Origin of the sequence: Rheinheimera sp. 4Y26 (assembly GCF_025245835.1) — a bacterium.
Classification (GTDB): domain Bacteria; phylum Pseudomonadota; class Gammaproteobacteria; order Enterobacterales; family Alteromonadaceae; genus Pararheinheimera.
In genome coordinates this window covers 802,313-823,399 of the sequence record NZ_JAOBWS010000001.1, presented here as the reverse complement: position 1 = coordinate 823,399, position 21,087 = coordinate 802,313, and the positions used below count along the sequence as shown (strand labels likewise).

Below are 21,087 nucleotides of genomic sequence, written 5' to 3'. Positions count from 1 at the left end.
TTCTCCTGATTGAACAATTGCCGCGCAGTATGAGCCTTGCTACTATTTCGAAAAACAGCATAAACAGTAAATTACTTTTTCATTTATGACCATAATCTCGCAAACCACTGATCTTGAAATGCTGTTGGCTTTGTATGACAGCGGCAGCTTTAGTGCCGCCGCCCGTTTATTAGACTGCCCTGTTGCCAAAGTCAGCCGTGCGGTACAGCGGCTGGAACAGGAACTGGCGGTGACTTTATTTAACCGTACCACCCGCAGGGTAGAAGCCACCGAAGAGGGCCGGCTTTTTATCAACCAGCTACGCCCCGCTTTGCAGCAGCTGGCGCTGGCTGAAGAGCAACTCAGACTCAGTCGTGGTACAGCTGTGGGTTTATTGCGGGTCGACGCCGCCAGCCCTTTTATTTTGCACCAGTTGGTGGGGTTGGTTGGCGAGTTTCAGCGGCAGTATCCAAGGGTGAAGCTTGAGCTGATTTCCAGTGAGAACTTTATTGATTTGATTGAAAAACGGACCGATGTTGCCATCAGGATAGGCGCTTTGCAGGACTCCAACTTGCATGCCACCAAACTTGGCAAAAGCCCGCTGCGCTTATTGGCCAGCAAAAGTTATTTACAACAATATGGCGTACCGGCACAGAGCAGCGACCTGGTAAAACACAGGTTATTAGGTTTTAACGAACCCAGTAAACTTAACCACTGGCATTTTCCAGACCCTATCCATATTCAGCCGTTTATCAGCGCCAGCAGCGGCGAAACCTTGTTGCAGCTGTGCAGACTGGGCCATGGCATAGCACTGTTGTCCGATTTTATGACCCAGGATCTGCGCCAGAGTGGTGCACTGATAGAAGTATTGCCGGGGCAGTTACAAAGCCCGCATCCAAGGGAAGATATTCATGCGGTGTATTATCGCAATACGGCGTTATCCGGCCGTATCAACGTTTTTATCCGTTTTTTACAACAGCATCTGCAATTGAGTTAATGCAGAAAAACAATAACTGAGGGTATCTCCCAGGCATTTTTCAACAGGCTCTGGTCAGCGACCAACAGACGCAGCGCGGCTTGACCGCACTGCATCTTTAAACTGCCATTTCGCTGTCAGACCAAACTTTCCCGCCATAAATTGGCTTCCAGCTGCCGCCTTTTTACCACACCTGAAGTCACAGGCCAGTATTTTTTCATTTCCAGCAATTCATCAGCCACTGGCAGCAACAACTGGTTCAGCTCTGTAGCCGATTTGCCTTGTTGCCTGGCCTGTTCCGCCTGGTCGAGAATACGGCGGATATTGGCCATTTCTTCCCTGTTTTTACCACTGAGTGCCGGCCCCCTGTTATACACCAGGCTCACCAGTACCGAAGCACAAAGCCCGGGCAAAGCGCCAAGCGATGGGTAAGCCACCAGTGTTTTTTTATAAAAACCGGGCAGGGTTTTACGCACAAACACCTGCCAGGCCGCATAAAAAGGCACTTCAATGCCCTGATTTTTCAGTGCCTCTGCCCTTTGTGGGCTGCCTTGTTTGCCAATATCGTTGCTCAGTTCCTGCAATGTGGTTTTGGCTAAATAATCACTCCAGTCGTTGTAAAACTCATCCACACTGTGAAAACGCAAGTCATAACCTACTCCGAGCGTGATGCCACTTTCCCCGCCCGGATAATGCGGGAACCGGGTCACTCGCTGGTAATAAGCCAGGCCGCCGGTTTCTTCCAGTGCAATAAAAGCCACACCATTGGTGTCAAGCGGGGCAAAAGGTTGTGGCTGCTTTTGCAAAAAGTCCCATAAAGTGGCATCGGCAATGCCTGTTACCTGCTGTCTTGCCACATCCTGCGCATAACGAATGGCTGCTGTGGTGCCGGGGCCATAATCACCGTCCACTCTGAGCATGGCGCCCACTTTGTTTAATAATGTCTGTAAAGCACTGACATCTTTGCCTTTATCGCCCTGCACTAATTTAGGGTAGGTCATTTGCGATCCTCCATAACGATGAATGGAAACACCACAAGGACAAAGCCTGAACCACAGCTCGCGCCAACAATCTCCACAATCTGGCTGTTCACAAGAAAACAGGTGTGCCGGCACATCAGATAAAACCAGGGCCAGCACCCTCAACCTTAGTTGTTTTTGCTTTTTTGTCCAAAGCCACCCATCAGGCGCAAGAGCGCCAGCCGTTGGCGTAGCGCACAGCTCAGTGCTAAGCGAGCACGACAGGAGTTATTTTCCGGGAAACAACAGCGGCAAAAACATGCGCCAGCAAAGTGTTTGAGCTGCTGCAATGGGTTTTTATCATGAATGGAGAACCCTTGATGTTTCAACATGCCCCCATCCCTTGTCGGGCCACAACCGCAGACGAGCAACAGCTCCGGCCAGCGCCTGCCATGTTGCTGCGCAAAACGTTACTGCTGCTGGCAATCAGCCTGGCTCCGGCGCTCAAAGCCGAAACTTTTACCCTGCACTCACCGGACAACAGACTGGAGATCACAGTCCATACCACCCCCCAACTGCAGTATCAGCTTAAAGTGGATGGTGAAGTGCTGATCAAACCTTCCGCCATTGGCCTGCAATTTGCCGACGGCATGCATATTGGCAAGCAACTGGTGGTGCAAGGCCAACAACAAAAAACAGTCAATGAACAGCTCCGGCCGGAAGTGAAGGTGCGCACCGCGGTGATTCAGAATCACTACAACGAACTTATTATTGATTTTAAACAGAATTTCAGCCTGAACTTCCGCCTTTTTAATGAAGGTGCAGCTTATCGTTTTGAAGGCAAACAAGCCGATCAAGCGGAGCTTACCCAAGAACAGGCCGAGTTTAATTTTGTTGCCGGTACTTACAGTTATTTCCCTTTTGAAAAAAACTTCCGCACCGCCACCCAGCCTACTTTTACCCCGTTGCCGGCAAAAAATATTGATGGGGATGAGCTTGGCAGCCTGCCGGCGCTTTTTGTCGCCAAAGGCGTGAATTTATTATTAACCGAAACCGATTTACAGGATTACCCCGGCCTTTGGTTACAAGGCAAAGGCGATGGCAGCATCTATGGTGTGCATCCCAAAGATTTGGATCTGAGCAAACAGAACCCGCAAAACCCGGAACAAACCGGCGAATTTACCGCCCATGTTGCCAAAGTGTCGCGTGAGCGCAGTTACCCCTGGCGCATTATTGGTGTGGCGCGTTCTGATGCGGAGCTTTTGAATATTCAGCTGAGTTACTTATTGGCAGAGCCTTCCCGAATCGGCGCGCCAGGCTGGATAAAACCGGGCCAGATCGCCTGGGACTGGTATAACGAAAACAACTTTAAAGATGTGGATTTTAAAGCCGGCATCAATACCGAAACCTATAAGTATTACGCTGATTTTGCAGCCAAATTTGGCATTGAAAATATTCTGATCGACGATGGCTGGTCGACCCACGACGATGTGCTGACAGTGCTGCCCACTATTGATGTAAAAGCCATTATTGCCCATGCTAAAAAACAAGGGGTGGACGTACAGCTGTGGGTGCCCTGGAGCGGCCTGGATAAAAACATGGAAGCGGCCATGGCGTTGTATAAAAAATGGGGCATCACCGGCCTTAAAATCGATTTTATGAACAGCGACAGCCAAAGCATGGTGAATTTTTATTGGCGCGCCGCCGCTATGGCTGCCAAATATCAGCTGATGGTGAATTTTCATGGCTCTTATAAACCGGCCGGTATACACCGCACTTACCCTAATGTGCTGACCCGCGAAGGTGTCAAAGGGCTGGAAAACCATAAATGGTCAGATGCGATAACCCCAGCACACAACCTGCATTTGCCTTTTATCCGCATGATTGCAGGGCCGATGGATTACACGCCTGGCGCTATGCGTAATGCCCATCGCAAAGACTTTAATGCGGTGTTTTCCCGCCCTATGAGCCTGGGCACCCGCGCTCATCAGCTGGCGATGTTTGTACTTTATGAAAGCCCGCTGCAAATGCTGGCCGACACGCCGAACAGCTATCTGGCAGAGCCTGAAATTCCGGCTTTTATCAGCAAAATTCCAACAGTGTGGGATAACTTTAAAGTGTTGCACGCCAATATCGGCGAATACCTGTTGCTGGCAAGGCAAAACGGCAACAACTGGTATGTAGCGGGCATGACGAATGACCAGCCACGCACTTTTCCGGTCAAACTGGATTTTCTGCCAAAAGGCTCTTATCAGCTCGAGCTGATTAAAGACGGCATCAATGCTGACCGTCATGCTGAAGATTACAAACTGGAAAAACGTGTGGTTAAAGCCGGCGATACACTGGATATCCCAATGGTGGCCGGTGGTGGTTTTGCCGCTATTTTAACGCCTTTGTGATCAACCTGCGCCTACCACAGTCGTCGTGATTGCAGCAAAGCCCGGCCTTCATGCCGGGCTTTTTTTGCCCGCCCAGGCAGAATTTTTGTGCCTATAACATAAGTTGCTAAAGTTAAGCTTATGAAAAGCAATAAGATATTTTTTAAGCCTGACATATCTGAATATTCTGATACAAATGCTAAGTCGCATCGCTAAACAAATTTTTTAATAATCCCGCCCCAGCAGGCCCGGTCAGCAACTTCACTGCAATACTGATAAGGCCAATTTTATCACTGACAATCATAAGCAACCTGCACGTACAGGCTGCCCCTTAGGAACTGCAACTGATGTTTAAATTAACCAAAATCACTTTTTGTTATACCGCCAGCCTGCTGCTGAGCTGTTATACCGGCGCAGCCCTTGCCAGCGCGCCAGTGCAAGCTGCACCAGTGTCACAAGCAGCTGCACAAGCTCAGTTAGCGCCGGCAATTTATGTGAAAGTACAACCGGATGGGCTGGAAGTGGACGCCCGCTATCAGCTGCATGGCAATACACTGGCTTTGTTTAATGTGATGGGTGCTGTGGGTTTACCCGCAGGACAAACGGCTTTTATCAAAGATTTACAAGTTGAAGACAGCCAGGGCAAAAACATCAGTTTTAGCACCACACCGGACGGCGACTGGGTATTGCCGGTTGGCGATCAGCCTGTGCGGGTACGTTATAAAGTAGAAACCGGCCATGGCGCTTATCAGTGGCCGGCCGGGGTGGAAGAAGTGGCTTATAAAACTGACGAAGGTTTATTTTTTACCGGTTACGCTTTATTTGTCGTGCCGGCCGACAAAATGGACCCCAATATCAAAGTGCAGTTTGAATTGCCCAAAGGCTGGCAGGCGTATACACCCTGGCCAAAAACGGCTGACAACAGCTTTAACGCCAGCAGCCGCCGCGAACTTTTATCCAACGTGATGTTTTTTGGCACGGCTCAACACCAGCAAATTCAACATCAGGACTACAGCCTGGATTTAGTGCTGGGCGCTCCTTATGCCAAAGACAGCCAGCGTTTTACCAGCCTGCTGCAAAGCATGCTGCAACAATCCAGCACTATGTTTGGCAGCACACCAAACCGGAAACAATATCTGATAGTGGTGAACGAAGGTTTTGCCGATGGCGGTGCTTTTGAAGGCAGTTTTAGTCAGCTGATTAAAGGCCCTGCTACTGAGGCCAACCGCGTCGTCTGGGGTAATGTGATGGCACACGAGCTGCTGCATTTCTGGAATGGCCTGTCGATGGTGCCGGCTTCAGTGGACGAAGAATGGTTTAAAGAAGGTTTTACCGATTACCTGACTGCAGTCTTGCTGCACCGTGGTGGTCAGTTTGACCAGGCCTGGCTGCTCAAACGTTTTGAAACCATGTACAGCCGCCATGCCATTGGCCGTTATTATCAGCGCTCTCAAGCCAGTTTTCAGCAGGCTGGTCACGACAAACAACCGCTGCGAACCCTGGTCTATGGTGGTGGTGCTTTAGTGGCGATGGCAATGGAAGCAGAAATGCGGGACGCCACAGACGGTGAAAAAGGTGTAGCCGACTTGATGCGCTCTATGTTCAGCGAATTTGGCACCACCGAAAAAGGCCAGCAGCCCAAAGGTTATAGCAGCGCCGATATTATCCGCCATGTGAAGCTGGTGAGCGGCGTGGATATGACCGAATTTTTCCGCCGTTATGTCAGTGGCAACGAATATCTGGATATTACGCCTTATCTCACCAGAATGGGCCTGACTTTAAGCCATTTTGTTGAAGAAGCTGATATCAGGCCCGATCAGCAAGCCACTGCAGCTGCTAAACGCAACTTTTTGCAGGCTTACGGCCCGAGATAACACAACCCTGCTCTGAACGCGTAATAAAGGCAGCAGCATTGCTGCCTTTTGCCTGTGCTAAAAGATGAACTGCAAAAGTTGAAAAATACAGCTTTCTTTTAAAAATCAGTGCTATAACTCTGAAGGTTGCGCCATAATCATGGCGAAGCTCTTACAAATGCAGTACCAGCATTAAGCTGCGCCCTGACAGGATGACAGCAACACAATTACAGCAGCGCCAACACAGGATAAAACAGTGCCCTACAACAGGCCTTTTACGGATATTGCCTTGCGCATCTTTTGTGGTGTTAAAACACAGCTCTGGCTACTGCTGCTCTGTTGTTATAGCTGTCTGCCGGGTGTTGCGGCAGCTAAAGGTACTTTGCCCAGAGTGCTGGTGCTCAGTTACAGCAATCACCCAACAATGCAACAATATTATTTACCTATAGTGCTGCAGGCATATCAGAATCTTGGCATTGAAATACAGCTGGTCGAAGCTGCTCCGGAGCGTTTTATCCAGTTATATCAGCAAGGCAAAATTGATGGCGACATTGCCCGTATTGACGCACTCAGCCGGCTGTTGCCACAGCTGGTGCTGGTGCACCAGCTCGATCAGATGCAGGTCAGTTACCATTGCAGTGCTTTGGTGCCTTGCAAAGCCGCCGATATTAACGATCCCAATCTGCTGATATTTACCCCTGTGGTTAAAACTGCACGGCAACTGATTAAGCTGCAGGTACTGGCCAAAACCTACGAAGTGAACAGCTGGCAGCAGTTAGTGGATTTATATCAGCAAAAAAAGGTCGACCGCTTTTTAATGGTGGATGGCGCTCGTTTTCACACCACTTTGCAGGTAAGCCCACAACGTTTTGAAATCGCCCACAGGCCACTGCCGTTTTATCATATGCTGCACCATCAGCACCGCCAGCTGGCACCGCTGGTGGCGGAACAAATCGAAAAAGTGCTGGCTACTTACCCGCCTTTGCCAAAGCCTGAGCACCAAAACATGGCCGTTCAAACCAAGCGCAATCAACAGAGCCCGGCAATACAGCCTGAACAAAAGCCAGACAGCAGTCTGAGAAAATAACAGCCTTAGCGCCCCGGCCAAGCCCTGAGCAAACCCAGAGCAAAACCTGAGGGCGCTTGGATGGTCATAGGTTACAGCTGTAAACTCAATGGCGCGATGCCATCCCAGCTGTATTGACGACTGCCCTGCCCCTGCACTGTGAACTCAAGCAGATAAGGTTTATCCACCGAAGACTGCCGCACCACACAAAGGTCAAAATTGCTGGCAAAAGCGCGGATTTGCCGCAAACACATCTGATCCCAACCGGTTGGCAATCTGGGTGCTACAGTAAAGTTTTTAAAACCTGTAGGCTCAATGCCAAATAAACCTTCAGTGATAACACGGGCATAAAGTCCGCTTTCTGCCGACAGATGGCGTTGATCCCCTTCCGGCCAGGCTTCGACTGCAAATGGCACATGTTCACCCAGCAGGCGTTTACGGCTGTAATATTTCAGGTATTTCATTGCGGTGTCGGTTTCACCTGCGGCAAAAATGCCACGAAATGCATACAGCGTGGCTCTGTCCCAGAAGGTCTTAGCGCCGGACTCAGTTAAAATACCGTTTTCAGTCCAAAGCTGTGGCGACAACAAAGCATCCAGCGTGCCTTGTTTTTGTTCAGCAAACCCCATCACCAGTGGCAGCGCTATCCAGGCCCGCAGTTTGGTATTGCCGTCGTAATAACGGTAGGTATGAAAACCTTCCACTTCACCGGCAAAATAACTGTGAATGGCAGTGCGCAGCTTTGCCGCATCGGCATTGAGTGCGGTCGCTTTGACGGTGTCTCCCAATGCCCGATATAAATGCGCCGATGACACCAAAGCACCATAGGCCAGCATATTGGTACTTAAATTCACCTCACCTGCTTCAAAGCGGTTTTCCAGCTCGTCAGTGTCTGAGGCTATCACCCCATCGCTGGTCATTTTGTGCTTGTTGTAGTCCAGACACCACTGGATCAAAGGCAACAGTTGTTGTGCCTGCTCTGCATCACCCGAGGCCAGTGCGTAACGGCTGGCACCATAAGCCACCATGGCGCAGTCGCCCCTGTCTCCTACCCCATTCCAGATATCCAGGCCCTCGGCCACAATAGAGGAAGGCAAAGGTTTAAACTGCGGATTGATAAAACGGGCAAAATGAAAAAAGCTGACCCGTGCCGATTCGTTGCCATTGGCATCACCCAAAAACGGAAAAAACGGATTCACATATTCGGCCTGATCATTGGCCCAGATGGCCGCATAATAACGGCCGCCACCAGGGCCATGCATTAAACCACCTTTGGTGCGGTAAATACTTTCGGCCGCACGCAGTTTGGCAAATTCAAACATCTGATTCAGCACAGGATCCGGTGTTTCCAGCTGCAACTTTTGCCGCAAAGAGGCCAGATATAACTGGCGTTGCAGCAAAGTATCGGCAGCTTCTGCGGCGCTGATGCTAAAGCCTGCATCCGACTGCCGCACTGCACTGAAGGTCAGCTGGTAGCTGAAACGCTCACCGGCGGCCAGTGTGACTTCGCCGCTATAATCGCTGCGGGCACGAATCAGATAACTGCCATCCACGCCTTTGGCAGCGTCTGTGCTGTGCCGGTAGTCGAGCGGCGCTACCTGAAGGGTTACTGGGCTGCTGCCCTCGTTATGCAGTTCATGCTGTTCCACCAGAAAAGCACCGGTTGGGCTTGGCGTTAAGGTTCGGGTTAAAGTGAGGCCAGAGCCCAGTGCACTGTGAATTTTCAGCAAACCATCATATTGCACCCAAAGCGGACGCTCCTCTGCCAATTGCTGGCCCTTGAGGCTAAGCACAGGTGACAAAGCCAAATCAAACTGATGGATTAAACTGGCGTGGGTGTCATTGGGGATGGTGCGCAACATAGGCCACACCAGCTTGCGCTTTAATACCAACTCGCCCTTTGGGTCAGCACCATAATAAATAATGGCCGACAACTGCTCACCACTAAACTCCAGATGATCCTGATGGGCATCCTGAACCTGCCAGCGAATAGCCCCCTGCTGCAGCTGCCAGCGGTCGGTCAGGCTGTTGGCAAGCTGGTTCAGATCAGTGTCTGCAGCTGAGTGTGCAGCAGCCTTTGCACTGCCCGGCAATTTTGCATTTGAAACCACCACAGCGGTGGACTCCTGGCTGGTGCAAGACCACAAAGTTGCACAACAGCACATCAAGCTGGCACAAAGTGCCAGTAACTTTGGTTTTTTCATCTTCACTCCTCAAAGACAGCTGCCAGAGCAAGGGCCGGCAGTTCTGGCTGTTATTGCAGCACAGCGCTTGCACGCCTGACTTAGCACAAGCACAGCATTTATTCCGGGATCCTCAGCAGCACAGGCGCTGCCTGATGCACCCACAGCAAAGCCGCGCGCTTCAGGCGCTGATCTTCTGGGTTTTATTGCGATATTGTTGTGGGGTCATCTGCAGTTCTTGCTGGAAAATATCGTAAAACCTGCTGATAGAGCCAAAACCGGCTTCAATAGCAATGGTGAGCACCCCTTGTTCGGTATCGACCAAAAGCGCCTGGGCGTGTAATAACCGCAGCCGGTTAATGTATTGTTTTATTGAGATTTTCATCACGCGGTGAAATAATTTCATGGCGTAATTGGGGTGCAGCCCTGTCACTGCGGCCACATCACTGATGGTAATTTTTTGATCATAATGGTCGGCGATATACCTGAGCATAGTGTCGATATGCGACAAACCCGCCACCGGATTTTTCTGCTCTTTGCGCACCGTTTTATCAGCACAGCCAAGCAGCTGATAGCCTTCCACCGACATACGGCGGATACGGCTGCGGATTTCACTGACCACCTGCGCTGTTAAAGCGTCGTTTTTTTGCGCTAAATCTTTATCCCAGAGTTGGGTCAACGCCACATCGGCGGCATGGCTTTGCTCAGCCACCAGTACTTCGCCTCTTAATAAAGCGCCAATAAACTCGCTGGGAAACTTCCACTGCTGAAAGGCCTGCAGCGGAATATAAATATTCACCATATAACCGTCGCCAAAACTGGCTGTCATCTGATGCGGAATGGACGCCCAAAACAGGATCATCCGCCCTTGTGGCAGATAAATCTTGCGACCATTCATTAAATATTCGGCTTCGCAGTTAAACAGGAAATTCACTTCAATATGGCCATGCCAGTGGCTGTGCGGCATCACGTCGGGGCTGTGAATACGAAAACCAAACTTATCTTCGTTGCCCTGGCGGGTTAACGGGCTGCTGTAGTCAAAAATAATGCGCTGTAACCATTCTTGCATCGCTTGCCTCCTGGATGGCCCTTTATTGTTGGTTGTATAGCCATGGCAGATTTTGCAGCGCAGCTGTAACACTGGGTTTGCCGTAGCTGTAAGCCTGGGTTCCCACTTTAGCCCTACGTTGTTCCTGCCTGCCAATCACAGCCTGTTAAGCCTTGTTGTTTTAGACAAAACCGATACTACATACTGTATACAATATTCTCAACGTGCAGGTTAGAAAACAGGAATAACAGCGTGTAAAACGGGATGTTGATTTGCGGCTGTTTCTGCAACAGGGGCAATGGTTTTGGTTTAGCTGGCAGCTGATGGAGCTATGCGGGGGTGGGGGTTAGCTGGCAGCTAAGGGTGCTATGCCGGGTTTATGTTGCATTTGCTGATATGGCGCTGGTTTTGGTTTAGCTGGCAGCTAAGGGTGTTATGCCGGGTTTCGCCCCGGCAGGCGAGTCTCTTTCTTTGCTGACAAAGAAAGAGACGCAAAGAAATCACCCCGGGATCGTTCGAAAGCCCGTGGTTTTGACTCGATTTTGAGGCGCCGCCAAAACTCGGCAAGCGCTACCGTCGCTTGCCTCAAACAGTTGTCGGCTTAAAACCTCAAAACCGGCCAAAACCACGGCTCACTTTACGGGGAGGAAAAGCGCTGGCAGGAGGATTGTGGGTTTAAACAACAGCAGCGCAGTAGGAATCTTTTAAGTTGTTAGCAATGATTTAACTATCCGGGTTTATCCCCACTTTCACGCTCACCAAAAACTAATGCCTTGATAACCACTTGTCGTAAATCATATTTCTGTATAACTTCAAAACATCGTTAAAAGAAAAAAGGGACGAGCCACGATTTAAAACGAGGGTTGCCCCATTGATTAAGTTATTAAGTGCTGAGGGATGCAGATGAGTATTTTAAGTTTCTTGTTTAAAAAAAAGCAGTCTTCAATGCACAAAAAAGATGGAACTCCTAAAACCAGTGGCGAGTTAATCGCAGAGGTAACGGACGGGGTTAATTTGGTCGATGGCAAACAAACTTGGGAGCTGGTTGATGAGAAGAAGCATGACATCGATGCAATGATTCACTGCTGCGATGCAGAACTAAAGACAATGGAAAAAGCTGGTATGGTTCCAGCACCTTATTACTTTGAGCGCGTGGCAATTCTATCTAGGAAAGAAAAAAATTACGAACAAGAGATATTCTACTGTGCGCAGTACATTGAAAAAGTTGAAGCGTTTTATTTGAAGAATGGTACAGCAGGTATTGCTGACGTTAGAAAAGGTCCAACATATCAGGCCATCGTGAAGCGGTTGCAAAAAGCGAGGGAGCTATATGCCAAACAACGCACTTAACAGGCGCAGTCACAATCGGCGACTGCGTGGCCTAGACCTCAACCGCAGAGCGGGTTTCGGCCTGTGCGGCGAGCGTTATGTTTATAGGAGTAATGTTTGAATCTCTGCGTAACAATTAGCGAAATTAATTGGTCGCTTACGAAAGATGTCATTTCAATTATTGGCACTTTAGGCGCTTTGATTATTGGTGGGCTGGGTTTGTTTACTTGGAGTAGACAGCTTAAAGGTACAAGTGAATACGAACTAGCGAAAAAGGCGATCCTTGGTACCTATGGGGTTCAGCAAGCCCTTCAGTCAGTAAGAAACCCAATGCTATATCTTAGTAAAGAGGAAGTCGAAGCAGGTCGCCGGCTGGAAGAAGAACAACGGATTTACGAAGAACGTTTAAATCATCTTTATAAAAAATGGGCTGAACTACAAACGATTCGCCTTGAAACTAAAGTTATCTGGTCTAACGAAGCGCACGATATTTTTAATGGTCTGCAAGAGCGAATCGGTGAAATAAGAGGCGCTATATGGCTACATTTCTGGCTGAAAGGAGCCTATGCTGGGCCGGGTGCTAATGTCGACAACAATCGTCAGCGCGTCATAGAAAACGACAAAATAGTCTACTTCTCGTCAGAGAACGATGATTTTAGTAGGCAAATTGCCGAATCGGTCAACAGTATAGAAAATTTCTTTAGTCCAAAGGTTAGGCGAAAATAAACATAACAAACAAAGGCAACGCAACGCGTACCCTTCGCTTACTTTAAACGTTAAGCATCAGAAGCGACCATATAAGAGTCGTTTCGCAAGGTCACAATAGAATCTCGGTACATCGGGTTTGGAGGCTCAACGGATGAAATGGGTACAAATGGCAATGGTTTTGCGCCTTATCAGCATGATACTTGGTGTTGGGTTCTTCGCTGTCACCTGGTGGCTGGTGGAACTGGCTCAGTCAGGCGAGGACTTTCCGCCACCATTTATCCTCCTGGCAGGCCTGGCTTGTATTCTGTTGCTACTTCTTGGCATCGTTGGGCGGTATCCCCGTCTTCGAGAAGCAAAGTGACAAAAGGCACCAGAGTCAGATCTTGGTTTTTGCCAAAACATACCCGCTTGAAAAATAATAGAAAAAATTAAATTCTCGAATCAAACCCCTCCCCTTTAAGCCGAGCCGATAAAAATTGAAAGTTTGAGGTTTTAAGACGCCAACTGTTTGAAGCGGCTGACGCTAGCAGCCGCTGCCCCGTGGTTTTAAAAAGCAGGCGGCGCCTCAAACTTTTGATTTTTAGCGGGCTTTCGAAGGCTTACCGGGGTCGTTTTTTGCGTCACTTTTTGTCGATACAAAAAGTGACTCGCCCGCGGGGGCGAGTCCCCGTTTCAAAAGCGCCAGCAGCTGCAAGCTGAAAACTAAAAACTAATATGCCGCGCCATGTCGCAGGCTTCGGCTAAAAGGCATAAAGCAACAGCTATGCCCTTTGCAACCATCGCTGTTGCAGCGTTCCACCAAACACATTGACCAGCAGGCCAATAATAATCACCAGCGCACCGAGCATTTGTTGGGGGGCCAACCGCTCGCCCAGGATCAGCGCGCCGCTGAAAATACCCACCACAGGCACCAGTAGTGAGAGTGGCGTAACACGCCAGGTTTCGTAGCGGCTAAGCAGGTAACCCCAAATGCCATAACCTACAAAAGTGGCGATATAGGCTAAGTAACACAGTGCCAGCACTGTTGGCAGTTGGATATTGACCAAACTTGCGGTCATCACTGCAGTACCGTCAAATAACCAGGAACAGACAAAAAATGGCGCTATCGGCACCAGCGCACTCCATACCACCAACGACATCACAGCGGGTTGATGGTCACGCATAATCATTTTATTGCTGATATTACCCAGCCCCCAGGACAGCGCCGCGGCCAGAATCACAATCAGCGTCGTGAGCGTGATGCCCGCACTGTTTTGATCCAGAGCGACCTGACCTGAAGTGTTTTGACCCAGCGCAAGCTGGCCATGAGCAAGTTCAGCTTGTATGGCATCGCCTGGCATACCGGCAGTTGCCAGAATCACCATGCCAAGCACAGTCACCGCCATGCCGGCGATATGGTACCAGTACAACTTTTCCGACAGCAGCAATACCCCCAGCAAGATGGTAAAAAACACCTGCGCCTGCAGCATTACCGAGGCCAGACCAACCGGCATGCCAAGCTTGATAGCAAAAAACAAAAATGCAAACTGACCAAAGCTGATGGTCATGCCATAAGCAATCAGCCAGCGCAGCGGCACCTGCGGGCGTTTTACAAAAAAGATGACCGGAAATGCCACCAGCACAAAACGTAAACCGGCCAGTAACAGCGGCGGCATCTGCTCCACACCAATCTTAATCACCACAAAATTCAGCCCCCAGACCACCACCACACAGAGCGCTAAAAACTTATCTTTTAATGACATCATCATCCTGCACCCTTTCAGGCCGCTTGTTTTGCATCAAATCCCCCCAGTGGCCATAGCTGGGAGTACCACAATCATCACCTGCCACAGACCAAAAATCACGGACAACTTCAACAAAGTTGGCAATATATTCCGCTGCTATATTCCTTAGTTTCAATAAGGGGATTATGCTGTTTTGGTGGTTATCACCACAAAACCTGCAGGGAGCTGACTAAGATGTTGTTGTTTTATCGGTATTTTCTGTTGTTTTTTACCCTGAGCGGTATGGTGCCGGCACAGGCGCAGCCGGCGCAGAAATTTCAGATAGCGGCTGCTGAACTCAGCGGTTTGTTTGACGCACCGGCCAGCTCTGCACAGAACCAGGCTCAAAGTGGCGTCTATTATCAGCTGCTGTCGCAAATTTTGCAGGAAACCGGCCTTGCCAGCCGTTATCAGCTGGTGGTGCTGCCGATGAAAAGAGCCAAAGCCGATTTTGCCCGTGGGCTTTTTGCCTGTTATGCACCAGGGCTGGATACCTTTGATGCGCCGGAACGGTCGTTACTCAGCAGTGAACTACTCAGCAGCACGCCCTTTAATTATGCCATGGTCAAAGTGATCAGCAGGCCCGGCGCACCGCTGGTGAAAAGCGCTGCTGATGTCACCACCAAAGATCAGATCAGTATTGTGCGTGGTGTGCCCGTCAGCCCGCAGATGCAGCGCATTTTAGATAACGCCCAGCATTTTTATACTGTCGGCAGTGAACTGGAAAATCTGCAAATGCTGATGTCCGGCCGGGTCAATTACAGCCTGGTGTTTTATCCGGATGTGCTGGCCGCTTACCGTGAGCTTGGCCTTAAGGAACAATTTCCCTATGACCAGCGTTATACACCAGCCACTATCCGCGACAATCTGATTTGCCATCCGGAGCATAAAAGTGCTTTTGCCCAAATTGAAAATGCTATTCAGCGTTATCACAAACAGGGCAAACTCAAAATGGTGCTTCAGGAATATTATTTACCGCCTGAATTACTGCCTTAACAGCAGAAGTTCAACTCTATAGCCGCCGAAAAATTGGCTCAGGCCATCGGCCGGCTTAAAGGTAAGGTAAACCAGAAAGTACTGCCCCCTCCGACTGTACTTTCGTAACCACAGTTGCCACCTAACTTCTGACAAATACGCCGGACTATCGACAACCCCAAACCATGACTGTCGCTGCGCATCTGATGCAGCCTGGAGAATTCGACAAATAATTTGTCTTTTTGCCCGGCCGGCACACCACTACCATGGTCTCTGACCCAAAACCGCCAGCAGTTGCTGTTATCGGTCAGAGTATCCAGCCCCACTTCAATCTGCGCTGGCTTGCCGCCATATTTCACCGCATTGGACAGATAATTTAACCAGATTTCCATCAGCCACTGTGGCTGCGCCAGCACTTTGGGAAAAGGCCCGCATAACCTGACCTGACTGTGGTTTTCATCCAAAAGCGGCTGCAAATGTTGTAATGCTTCCTGAATACTGTGCTCTACCTGCACTTCGGTTTTTTCCGGTTCTTCATCAGACCGCAGCGCTGCCAACTGCAACAAGGCATTGATCATCAAATTCATTTTTTGCGACGACTGCAAAATTTGTTGTAAAAAGTTTTGTTGTTGCGCCGGACTCAGCGCATCGCCCGTCTGGGTTAATAAAGTGGCCACGCCAATCATGCTGGTTAACGGATGTTTTAAGTCATGAGCAACGGTGTGAGCAAAAGCATTCAGGTCGTCGTTTTGCTCCTGCAACTGCTGCGACTGCAGCCCCAGCCGCTGGGTTTGCGCCGCCAGCTGAGCTGTGCGCTGCTCCACCATCAGCTCCAGCTCACTCTGATAAGACTTCAGCTCAGCTTCCACCAAAGCCCTGTGTTTTAGCTCTTTGCCAAGCCGTTGTTGCATGCCGCTAAAAGCTTCCACTATGGCACCTATTTCGTCGTCGGCATAAAAATCGGCACCGGCCCAGACCGGGCTGGCCGACAGATTGTCCGCGTTCAGTTGCCTGGCATACAGCGCCAGCTGATGCAGCTGACGGCTGACCCAACGCTGAAATAACAACAGCAATAATAAACTGCTGAAAAACAACGTGGAAAACGACGTAATTAAACCAGCCTGCGCCGTTTCCCACATTTGTTCATTTAAGCTGGCGGCATCAATCATTAAATGCAGCTCGCCAAGTGGGTAACGCTGGCCCTCGATCTCGATTTCCAGCGGATAACGCCGCTCCAGCAATAACTGTTCAAGCGGACGCAGCTCTATCCGGGTCAGCTCGCCGCTGTCGTTGGTCAGCTCAATCCGTGCCAGCTCAGGAAACTGACGCAGTGCATCCAACTGCGATTGCAGCCGTTGTGGGTCCAGAGTCCAGAGTGCGTCGTTCAGTACCGGCAAATAACTTTGTGAAATCTTATGCAGTTCAGCTTCGGCATGCTGCAAGGCTTCTTTTTTTTCATGCAGCACCAACCATAAAGTCACCAGCCCTGCCACCAGCAAACTCCAGCCAAAACATACCATGGCCAGTCTGGCGGCAATACTTTGTCGCAGCCACTGCCGGATATTCAGATAGTTTTTCATCTAATAGCCCTTGTTTGGGTCAAACCATAACTCGCTGCGCTGCAACGGCGTTTTTGCCGGCAGCAGCGGGTTAGTGAGTTGGATCACACGACGTTTTGTGAAATCAGCCTGTTGCAACACAGCTGAAAAATGCTGCAAAAACAACTGCTGCATCGAACCATCGGCCAGCGCCAGCTCCAACCCGCGCTCTATGGCTGCGGCCAGTTCCACATCGTTGTGACGGACAAAAAAATAAGAAGCGGTTGGATAATTTAGTGCCCAGTCGGACGCCACGCTAAGCTCAGGCCCAGACAAAGCCGCCAGCTCAGGCCAGATTTCAGTGACAGAACGCGGAAAATACTGAACACGGCCTTTGCGTAACATGTGATACATGCCATCAAAATGATTGCTGGCAGACACGGCAAAACCATTGGCTTTGAGAATTTGATAATCCGGCCAGTCGATGCCCTGCACTGTTAATAACAACTTCAACTGTTCGGCTGTGGCCAGGCTGCGGAATCTGGCGTCATCCTGCTGACGGATCACCAGCAAGCGCCAGCCCATCAGACCACGGTCGATCGGAATACGCACCGGTTTTAACTGCTGTTCACGCTCAGGGCTGGTCATAGTCCAGGCCACATCAATGCCCTGTCCCAGCTCCAGCTGTTTCAGGGTGCGGTACTGACTCATCACAAAAGCGCTGGGTACCGGTTGATAATGGCCACCAGCCTTGCTCAGCGCCAGCATTAACAAAGCCACCGGATAATGCCCGCGCTCGTCCTGTTGCATCGATGCAGGCCAGGCATAAACCACCTGTTGTACTGTCGCCGCCCCGGCCGGCAACAGCCAAAGCAACAACCAAAGCGCAAAGATATAACCGGCTGATAGCACATGCTTTTTCATCAGCAACACATCCTTTGTCAGGCTAACTGAGCCAGTATAAGCAAAAACTGCCGGCTGTGCCGGGCCGCACCGGCAAAAAAAGACCCGGCCTAAGCCGGGTCAAAACTCCAGGTAAACAACTTGTCACAGCTGTCCCGAAGTACCGGGAGCAAACAACAATTTGCAGAGATATCACACAGGGTTATTAAAACTTGGCGCGCACCCCCAGGGAAAAACGGCGGCCATAAGTGGCGGCGTACTGAATATGCGACGGGTCACCTAAATAACGGGTGTCAATTTTGTCCTGCAGGTTGGCCACATCACCGCGCAAAGTGATGTTGTCGGTAATGTCATAACTGACACCCAGGTCCATCCAGCTGGTGCTGTTGTTGTGCAGCGCCTCGGCCACCCAAACACCGCCTATCACCGACCAGTTATCCCAGGCGTAATAACCGGAACGGTTGTTGTAGGCAATACGGGCTTCAAATTTGTTGTTTTCGTAAAAGGCCACCAGGTTGGTCTGGTTTTTTGATAAACCACGGAACGGTTTTTCATTGCCCTGGTCGTCTTTTTCACCGGATACACTGTCGTTGTAAGTGTAGTTGGCCTGCAACCCAAAACCAGCTAAGTAGTCCGGCAGCATGTCGTCAAAGGTTTGTAAAAATGCCAGTTCATAACCGCGGATACGCGCGGTTTTACTGCTGTCGTTATAGGGTTTCCACACTTCAAATGGCTGACCATCAATGGTTTCGCTGGTTTTATCCCATTTGATAAAACTGGCCACTTCTTTATAAAAAGTGGCAAAGGTCACAGTGCCGCTTTCGTGGTAATACCATTCCAGCGCGGTATCAAACTGGTCGGCGGTATAAGGTTTGAGCCCCGGCGTGCGGGTTTCATAATAACGCACCCCCTGCTCGTTTGGTTTTACATCAATATAAGTGTAAGGGGCCAACTCGTTCAGCGACGGCCGTGAAATCACCTGAGACGCTGCAGTACGGAAAATCACCTCATCGGTCAGGTTAATCTTAAAGTTCAGGCTTGGCAGAATATCGTCATAATCTGACGCCTCCTGCACAGGTTGCACGGCCTCCCAGCTGTTATCCACCGGTTTGCCGTCAGCACCAAATTTCAGGTTATGAATATTCTGGCTATGACCGCTGGAGGCCACATCGGTGCGGGTATAACGCAGGCCCAGATTCAGCAGATAAGGCATGTCAAACACCTCATCTTCAATATTCATCTCAACAAAAGCGTGGGCAATTTCTTCTTTAATAATAAAAGACTGTGATTTGGAAATATCGGTTTTCAGTAAATCGGCAGCAGCAGGGTCCAGCTCACCGAGGAATTTATACAGGTTGTCCATATTAACTGTGGCCCAGTTGGCCGGGATCAGCGCTTTGGTATCGCCCATAAAATTACTGATATTGCCGGCATCCAGCGCGTTGCTTGGTAAACGCCACCATTCGTGGCCATAAAAATTCACCAAAGCCGACCTGGGTGCATTAATTTTGGCCAGGTTTTCACCGGCAAAAATAGAGGCATTGCGCGAACGGTGGGTAATACGTTCTTTTTCCTGACTGTCCAAACCTGCACCAAACATCACTTTGCTGACCAGGCCATCATTTTCCCAGGTGCCGGTAAAAGCCGCATTCTGAGTGGCGTCATTCACACCAGTGCCGTCGGTATTGGTGTACCAGGCGCCAAACACGCTGTTGGGGGTTACTTCTTCCGACAGAATAATATCCGGCACCGCCTGGCCGTTGGCCCAGTTAATGCTGGCCGCTTCTACGCCAGAGCGCGCCACCACATATTTGTTGTCGCCGTTGTTTTTGTTTTTAGCTTCTGAACTTGAAATATCAAAGGTATAGGTCAGGTCGTCCAGTACCCAATTGACGTTCACACCGTACTGATACGTGGTGTTGCGTCTGGGCGCTCGGGTATCAACAATATCCATCAGCGCCGGGCCTTGCCAGGCAAGCTTATTGGCCCAGCCATCGGGCGCCACATCCACTTCGGTATAAACACCGTTTTTGGCTGGTAACCAGGACTCGGAATAAGTCACCACCGACAACTGCCGACCATGCGAGTCAATGTCGTACACGCTGTATAAAGCGTCAAAATTGACATCAATATTGTTGGCCGGCCGCCATTGCAGCGCCATGGTGCCGCCGGTACGGGTTCTTTCATCTTCATAAGAAGTCAGCTGGGCGTAACCCGGAAAGCGTACTGCGCTGTGCTCCACCACACCGTCGCGGCCAATATCGACTGCCCTTTCGCTAAAACTCCAGGCCTGATAACTGTCGTGACGGTTGGTGTAATTGGAATGGGTAATAGAAGCCAGCGCACCAAAGGTGTCGTCATTAAAAGTGTCGCTGATAAAAAACGACGCTCTTGGGTCGTTGCTTTCTGCCCTTTCGTTATAAGTACTGTTTAATGAGCCCGACATCACAAATTTGCCAATATCCAAAGGCCGCGCAGTTTGTACATTAACAACAGCACCAATACCACCTTCAGGTAAATGGCCTTGAGGCGTTTTATGCACCTGCACACCACTAATCAGCTCGGAGGCAATGACGTCGTAGTTAAAATCCCGTGACGGGTTGTCGGACGCCAGTTTGCGACCATTTAAGGTGGTGATGTTGTAATCGCCGGTTAAACCACGCACTGTCACAGTCTGACCTTCGCCGTTGGAGCGGGTGACACTGACCCCGGGAATTCGTTGCAGCGCTTCAGCCACGTTTTCATCCGGGAACTTACCGATATCTTCTGCCACTATGGCGTCGATGACGTTGTCGGCCAGTTTTTTGATTTCCTGGCTTTCTTTTAAGCTGCTGCGGATGCCGGTAACTTTAATCACTTCCACTTTGTCATCGTCGCTGGCCGCTTTTTTCTTTTTGCTGGTTTTTGCTGCTGTTTTGCTGCTGACGGTACTGCTGTTTTGTTCGTTTTGGGCGACGTCCGGCTCTGCCGCAGTGGCGGCCGCCACTGGCCATGCCAGCGCCGAGCCGATTAAAAGTGCCAGATAGGTTTTTTTCATGTTGTTGCCTCGTGTAGTAAAAAAATCCGGCCTGGCTTTTATTCTTTACTGCAGAGCAGCTAAAAACCGCTGGCCAGAAGCTGTGGGGCAATCAAGCGCAACGCCTGGATTGCTGTTCAACGCTGGAACGGTTTTATTAATCCGCCTTTTTAACCCCGTATGCCTCCTTAAATCCTCCGGCTATTTCTTGAAAAATAAGCACAACAATAACAGCCGGCAAAAAGGCGCCGCCCCCCCCTGTATCAGAAACAAGCCAGAATAACTGCGCTTTGCAGGCTGTCAGGTCTGAAGTAATGCGCATTTTTGCCGGAGTATTCCTGCTTTGTAACCTTTGCGGCTTCTGTCGTTGACGAGGCCAAAGTGGCGGCGCTAAGGTCGCGCCATTCCAGGCC

The 21,087-nt window shown here is 50.0% G+C and carries 16 protein-coding genes; 8 read left to right on the top strand and 8 right to left on the bottom strand.

Annotation, left to right across the window (positions count from 1 at the left end):
- Positions 1 to 118: 118 nt before the first annotated feature.
- Positions 119 to 976: a LysR family transcriptional regulator gene (locus N3Z11_RS03455; RefSeq protein ID WP_260655743.1), complete on the top strand. Its 858-nt coding sequence runs from the start codon at positions 119 to 121 to the stop codon at positions 974 to 976.
- Between the two features lie 116 nt (positions 977 to 1,092).
- On the opposite strand, the gene N3Z11_RS03450 is transcribed toward N3Z11_RS03455, so the two are convergent.
- Positions 1,093 to 1,956 carry a peptidoglycan-binding protein gene (locus N3Z11_RS03450; RefSeq protein ID WP_260655742.1) on the bottom strand — a complete coding sequence of 288 codons (864 nt, stop codon included), beginning with the start codon at positions 1,954 to 1,956 and terminating at the stop codon, positions 1,093 to 1,095.
- A 146-nt stretch (positions 1,957 to 2,102) separates the two neighbouring features.
- Positions 2,103 to 2,306 carry a hypothetical protein gene (locus N3Z11_RS03445; RefSeq protein WP_260655741.1) on the bottom strand — a complete coding sequence of 68 codons (204 nt, stop codon included), beginning with the start codon at positions 2,304 to 2,306 and terminating at the stop codon, positions 2,103 to 2,105.
- Between N3Z11_RS03445 and N3Z11_RS03440 the strand changes: the two genes are divergently transcribed.
- The 3 genes from N3Z11_RS03440 to N3Z11_RS03430 all read left to right on the top strand — a co-directional run bounded on the left by N3Z11_RS03440 (position 2,295) and on the right by N3Z11_RS03430 (position 7,232).
- Positions 2,295 to 4,313, top strand: coding sequence for a glycoside hydrolase family 97 protein (locus tag N3Z11_RS03440; protein WP_260655740.1), 2,019 nt, complete (start codon positions 2,295 to 2,297; stop codon positions 4,311 to 4,313). The two genes, N3Z11_RS03445 and N3Z11_RS03440, sit on opposite strands and share 12 nt — an antisense overlap.
- Before the next feature lie 326 nt (positions 4,314 to 4,639).
- Complete coding sequence (locus tag N3Z11_RS03435; RefSeq protein WP_260655739.1) at positions 4,640 to 6,166, top strand: hypothetical protein; 1,527 nt, start codon at positions 4,640 to 4,642, stop codon at positions 6,164 to 6,166.
- Positions 6,167 to 6,401: 235 nt separating this feature from the next.
- Positions 6,402 to 7,232 (top strand): hypothetical protein, encoded by an 831-nt coding sequence (locus N3Z11_RS03430; RefSeq protein WP_260655738.1) that lies wholly within the window; start codon positions 6,402 to 6,404, stop codon positions 7,230 to 7,232.
- A 71-nt stretch (positions 7,233 to 7,303) separates the two neighbouring features.
- Here the strand turns inward: N3Z11_RS03430 and N3Z11_RS03425 are convergent, their stop codons facing one another.
- Together N3Z11_RS03425 and N3Z11_RS03420 are read right to left on the bottom strand one after the other, a co-directional pair.
- Positions 7,304 to 9,415 (bottom strand): hypothetical protein, encoded by a 2,112-nt coding sequence (locus N3Z11_RS03425; RefSeq protein ID WP_260655737.1) that lies wholly within the window; start codon positions 9,413 to 9,415, stop codon positions 7,304 to 7,306.
- Between the two features lie 160 nt (positions 9,416 to 9,575).
- Entirely contained in the window at positions 9,576 to 10,463 is an 888-nt protein-coding gene (locus N3Z11_RS03420; RefSeq protein ID WP_260655736.1) for an AraC family transcriptional regulator, read from the bottom strand.
- A gap of 882 nt (positions 10,464 to 11,345) precedes the next feature.
- Between N3Z11_RS03420 and N3Z11_RS03415 the strand changes: the two genes are divergently transcribed.
- Positions 11,346 to 11,792: a hypothetical protein gene (locus N3Z11_RS03415; RefSeq protein WP_260655735.1), complete on the top strand. Its 447-nt coding sequence runs from the start codon at positions 11,346 to 11,348 to the stop codon at positions 11,790 to 11,792.
- Positions 11,793 to 11,888: 96 nt separating this feature from the next.
- Entirely contained in the window at positions 11,889 to 12,497 is a 609-nt protein-coding gene (locus tag N3Z11_RS03410) for a hypothetical protein (RefSeq protein ID WP_260655734.1), read from the top strand.
- Between the two features lie 743 nt (positions 12,498 to 13,240).
- On the opposite strand, the gene N3Z11_RS03405 is transcribed toward N3Z11_RS03410, so the two are convergent.
- Complete coding sequence (locus tag N3Z11_RS03405; protein WP_260655733.1) at positions 13,241 to 14,227, bottom strand: EamA family transporter; 987 nt, start codon at positions 14,225 to 14,227, stop codon at positions 13,241 to 13,243.
- Positions 14,228 to 14,437: 210 nt separating this feature from the next.
- On the opposite strand from N3Z11_RS03405, the gene N3Z11_RS03400 reads away from it, so the two are divergent.
- Positions 14,438 to 15,238 (top strand): hypothetical protein, encoded by an 801-nt coding sequence (locus tag N3Z11_RS03400; RefSeq protein WP_260655732.1) that lies wholly within the window; start codon positions 14,438 to 14,440, stop codon positions 15,236 to 15,238.
- Positions 15,239 to 15,276: 38 nt separating this feature from the next.
- Here the strand turns inward: N3Z11_RS03400 and N3Z11_RS03395 are convergent, their stop codons facing one another.
- The 3 genes from N3Z11_RS03395 to N3Z11_RS03385 all read right to left on the bottom strand — a co-directional run bounded on the left by N3Z11_RS03395 (position 15,277) and on the right by N3Z11_RS03385 (position 20,695).
- Positions 15,277 to 16,797, bottom strand: a complete 1,521-nt coding sequence (locus N3Z11_RS03395; protein ID WP_260655731.1) for a sensor histidine kinase — start codon at positions 16,795 to 16,797, stop codon at positions 15,277 to 15,279.
- Positions 16,798 to 17,679, bottom strand: a complete 882-nt coding sequence (locus N3Z11_RS03390) for a hypothetical protein (RefSeq protein WP_260655730.1) — start codon at positions 17,677 to 17,679, stop codon at positions 16,798 to 16,800.
- Positions 17,680 to 17,863: 184 nt separating this feature from the next.
- Positions 17,864 to 20,695: a TonB-dependent receptor gene (locus tag N3Z11_RS03385; protein WP_260655729.1), complete on the bottom strand. Its 2,832-nt coding sequence runs from the start codon at positions 20,693 to 20,695 to the stop codon at positions 17,864 to 17,866.
- Here N3Z11_RS03385 and N3Z11_RS03380 point away from each other — a divergent pair.
- A complete protein-coding gene (locus N3Z11_RS03380) occupies positions 20,694 to 20,957 on the top strand; it encodes a hypothetical protein (protein WP_260655728.1) in 264 nt (87 codons plus the stop codon). The two genes, N3Z11_RS03385 and N3Z11_RS03380, sit on opposite strands and share 2 nt — an antisense overlap.
- The last annotated feature ends 130 nt before the right edge of the window (positions 20,958 to 21,087 follow it).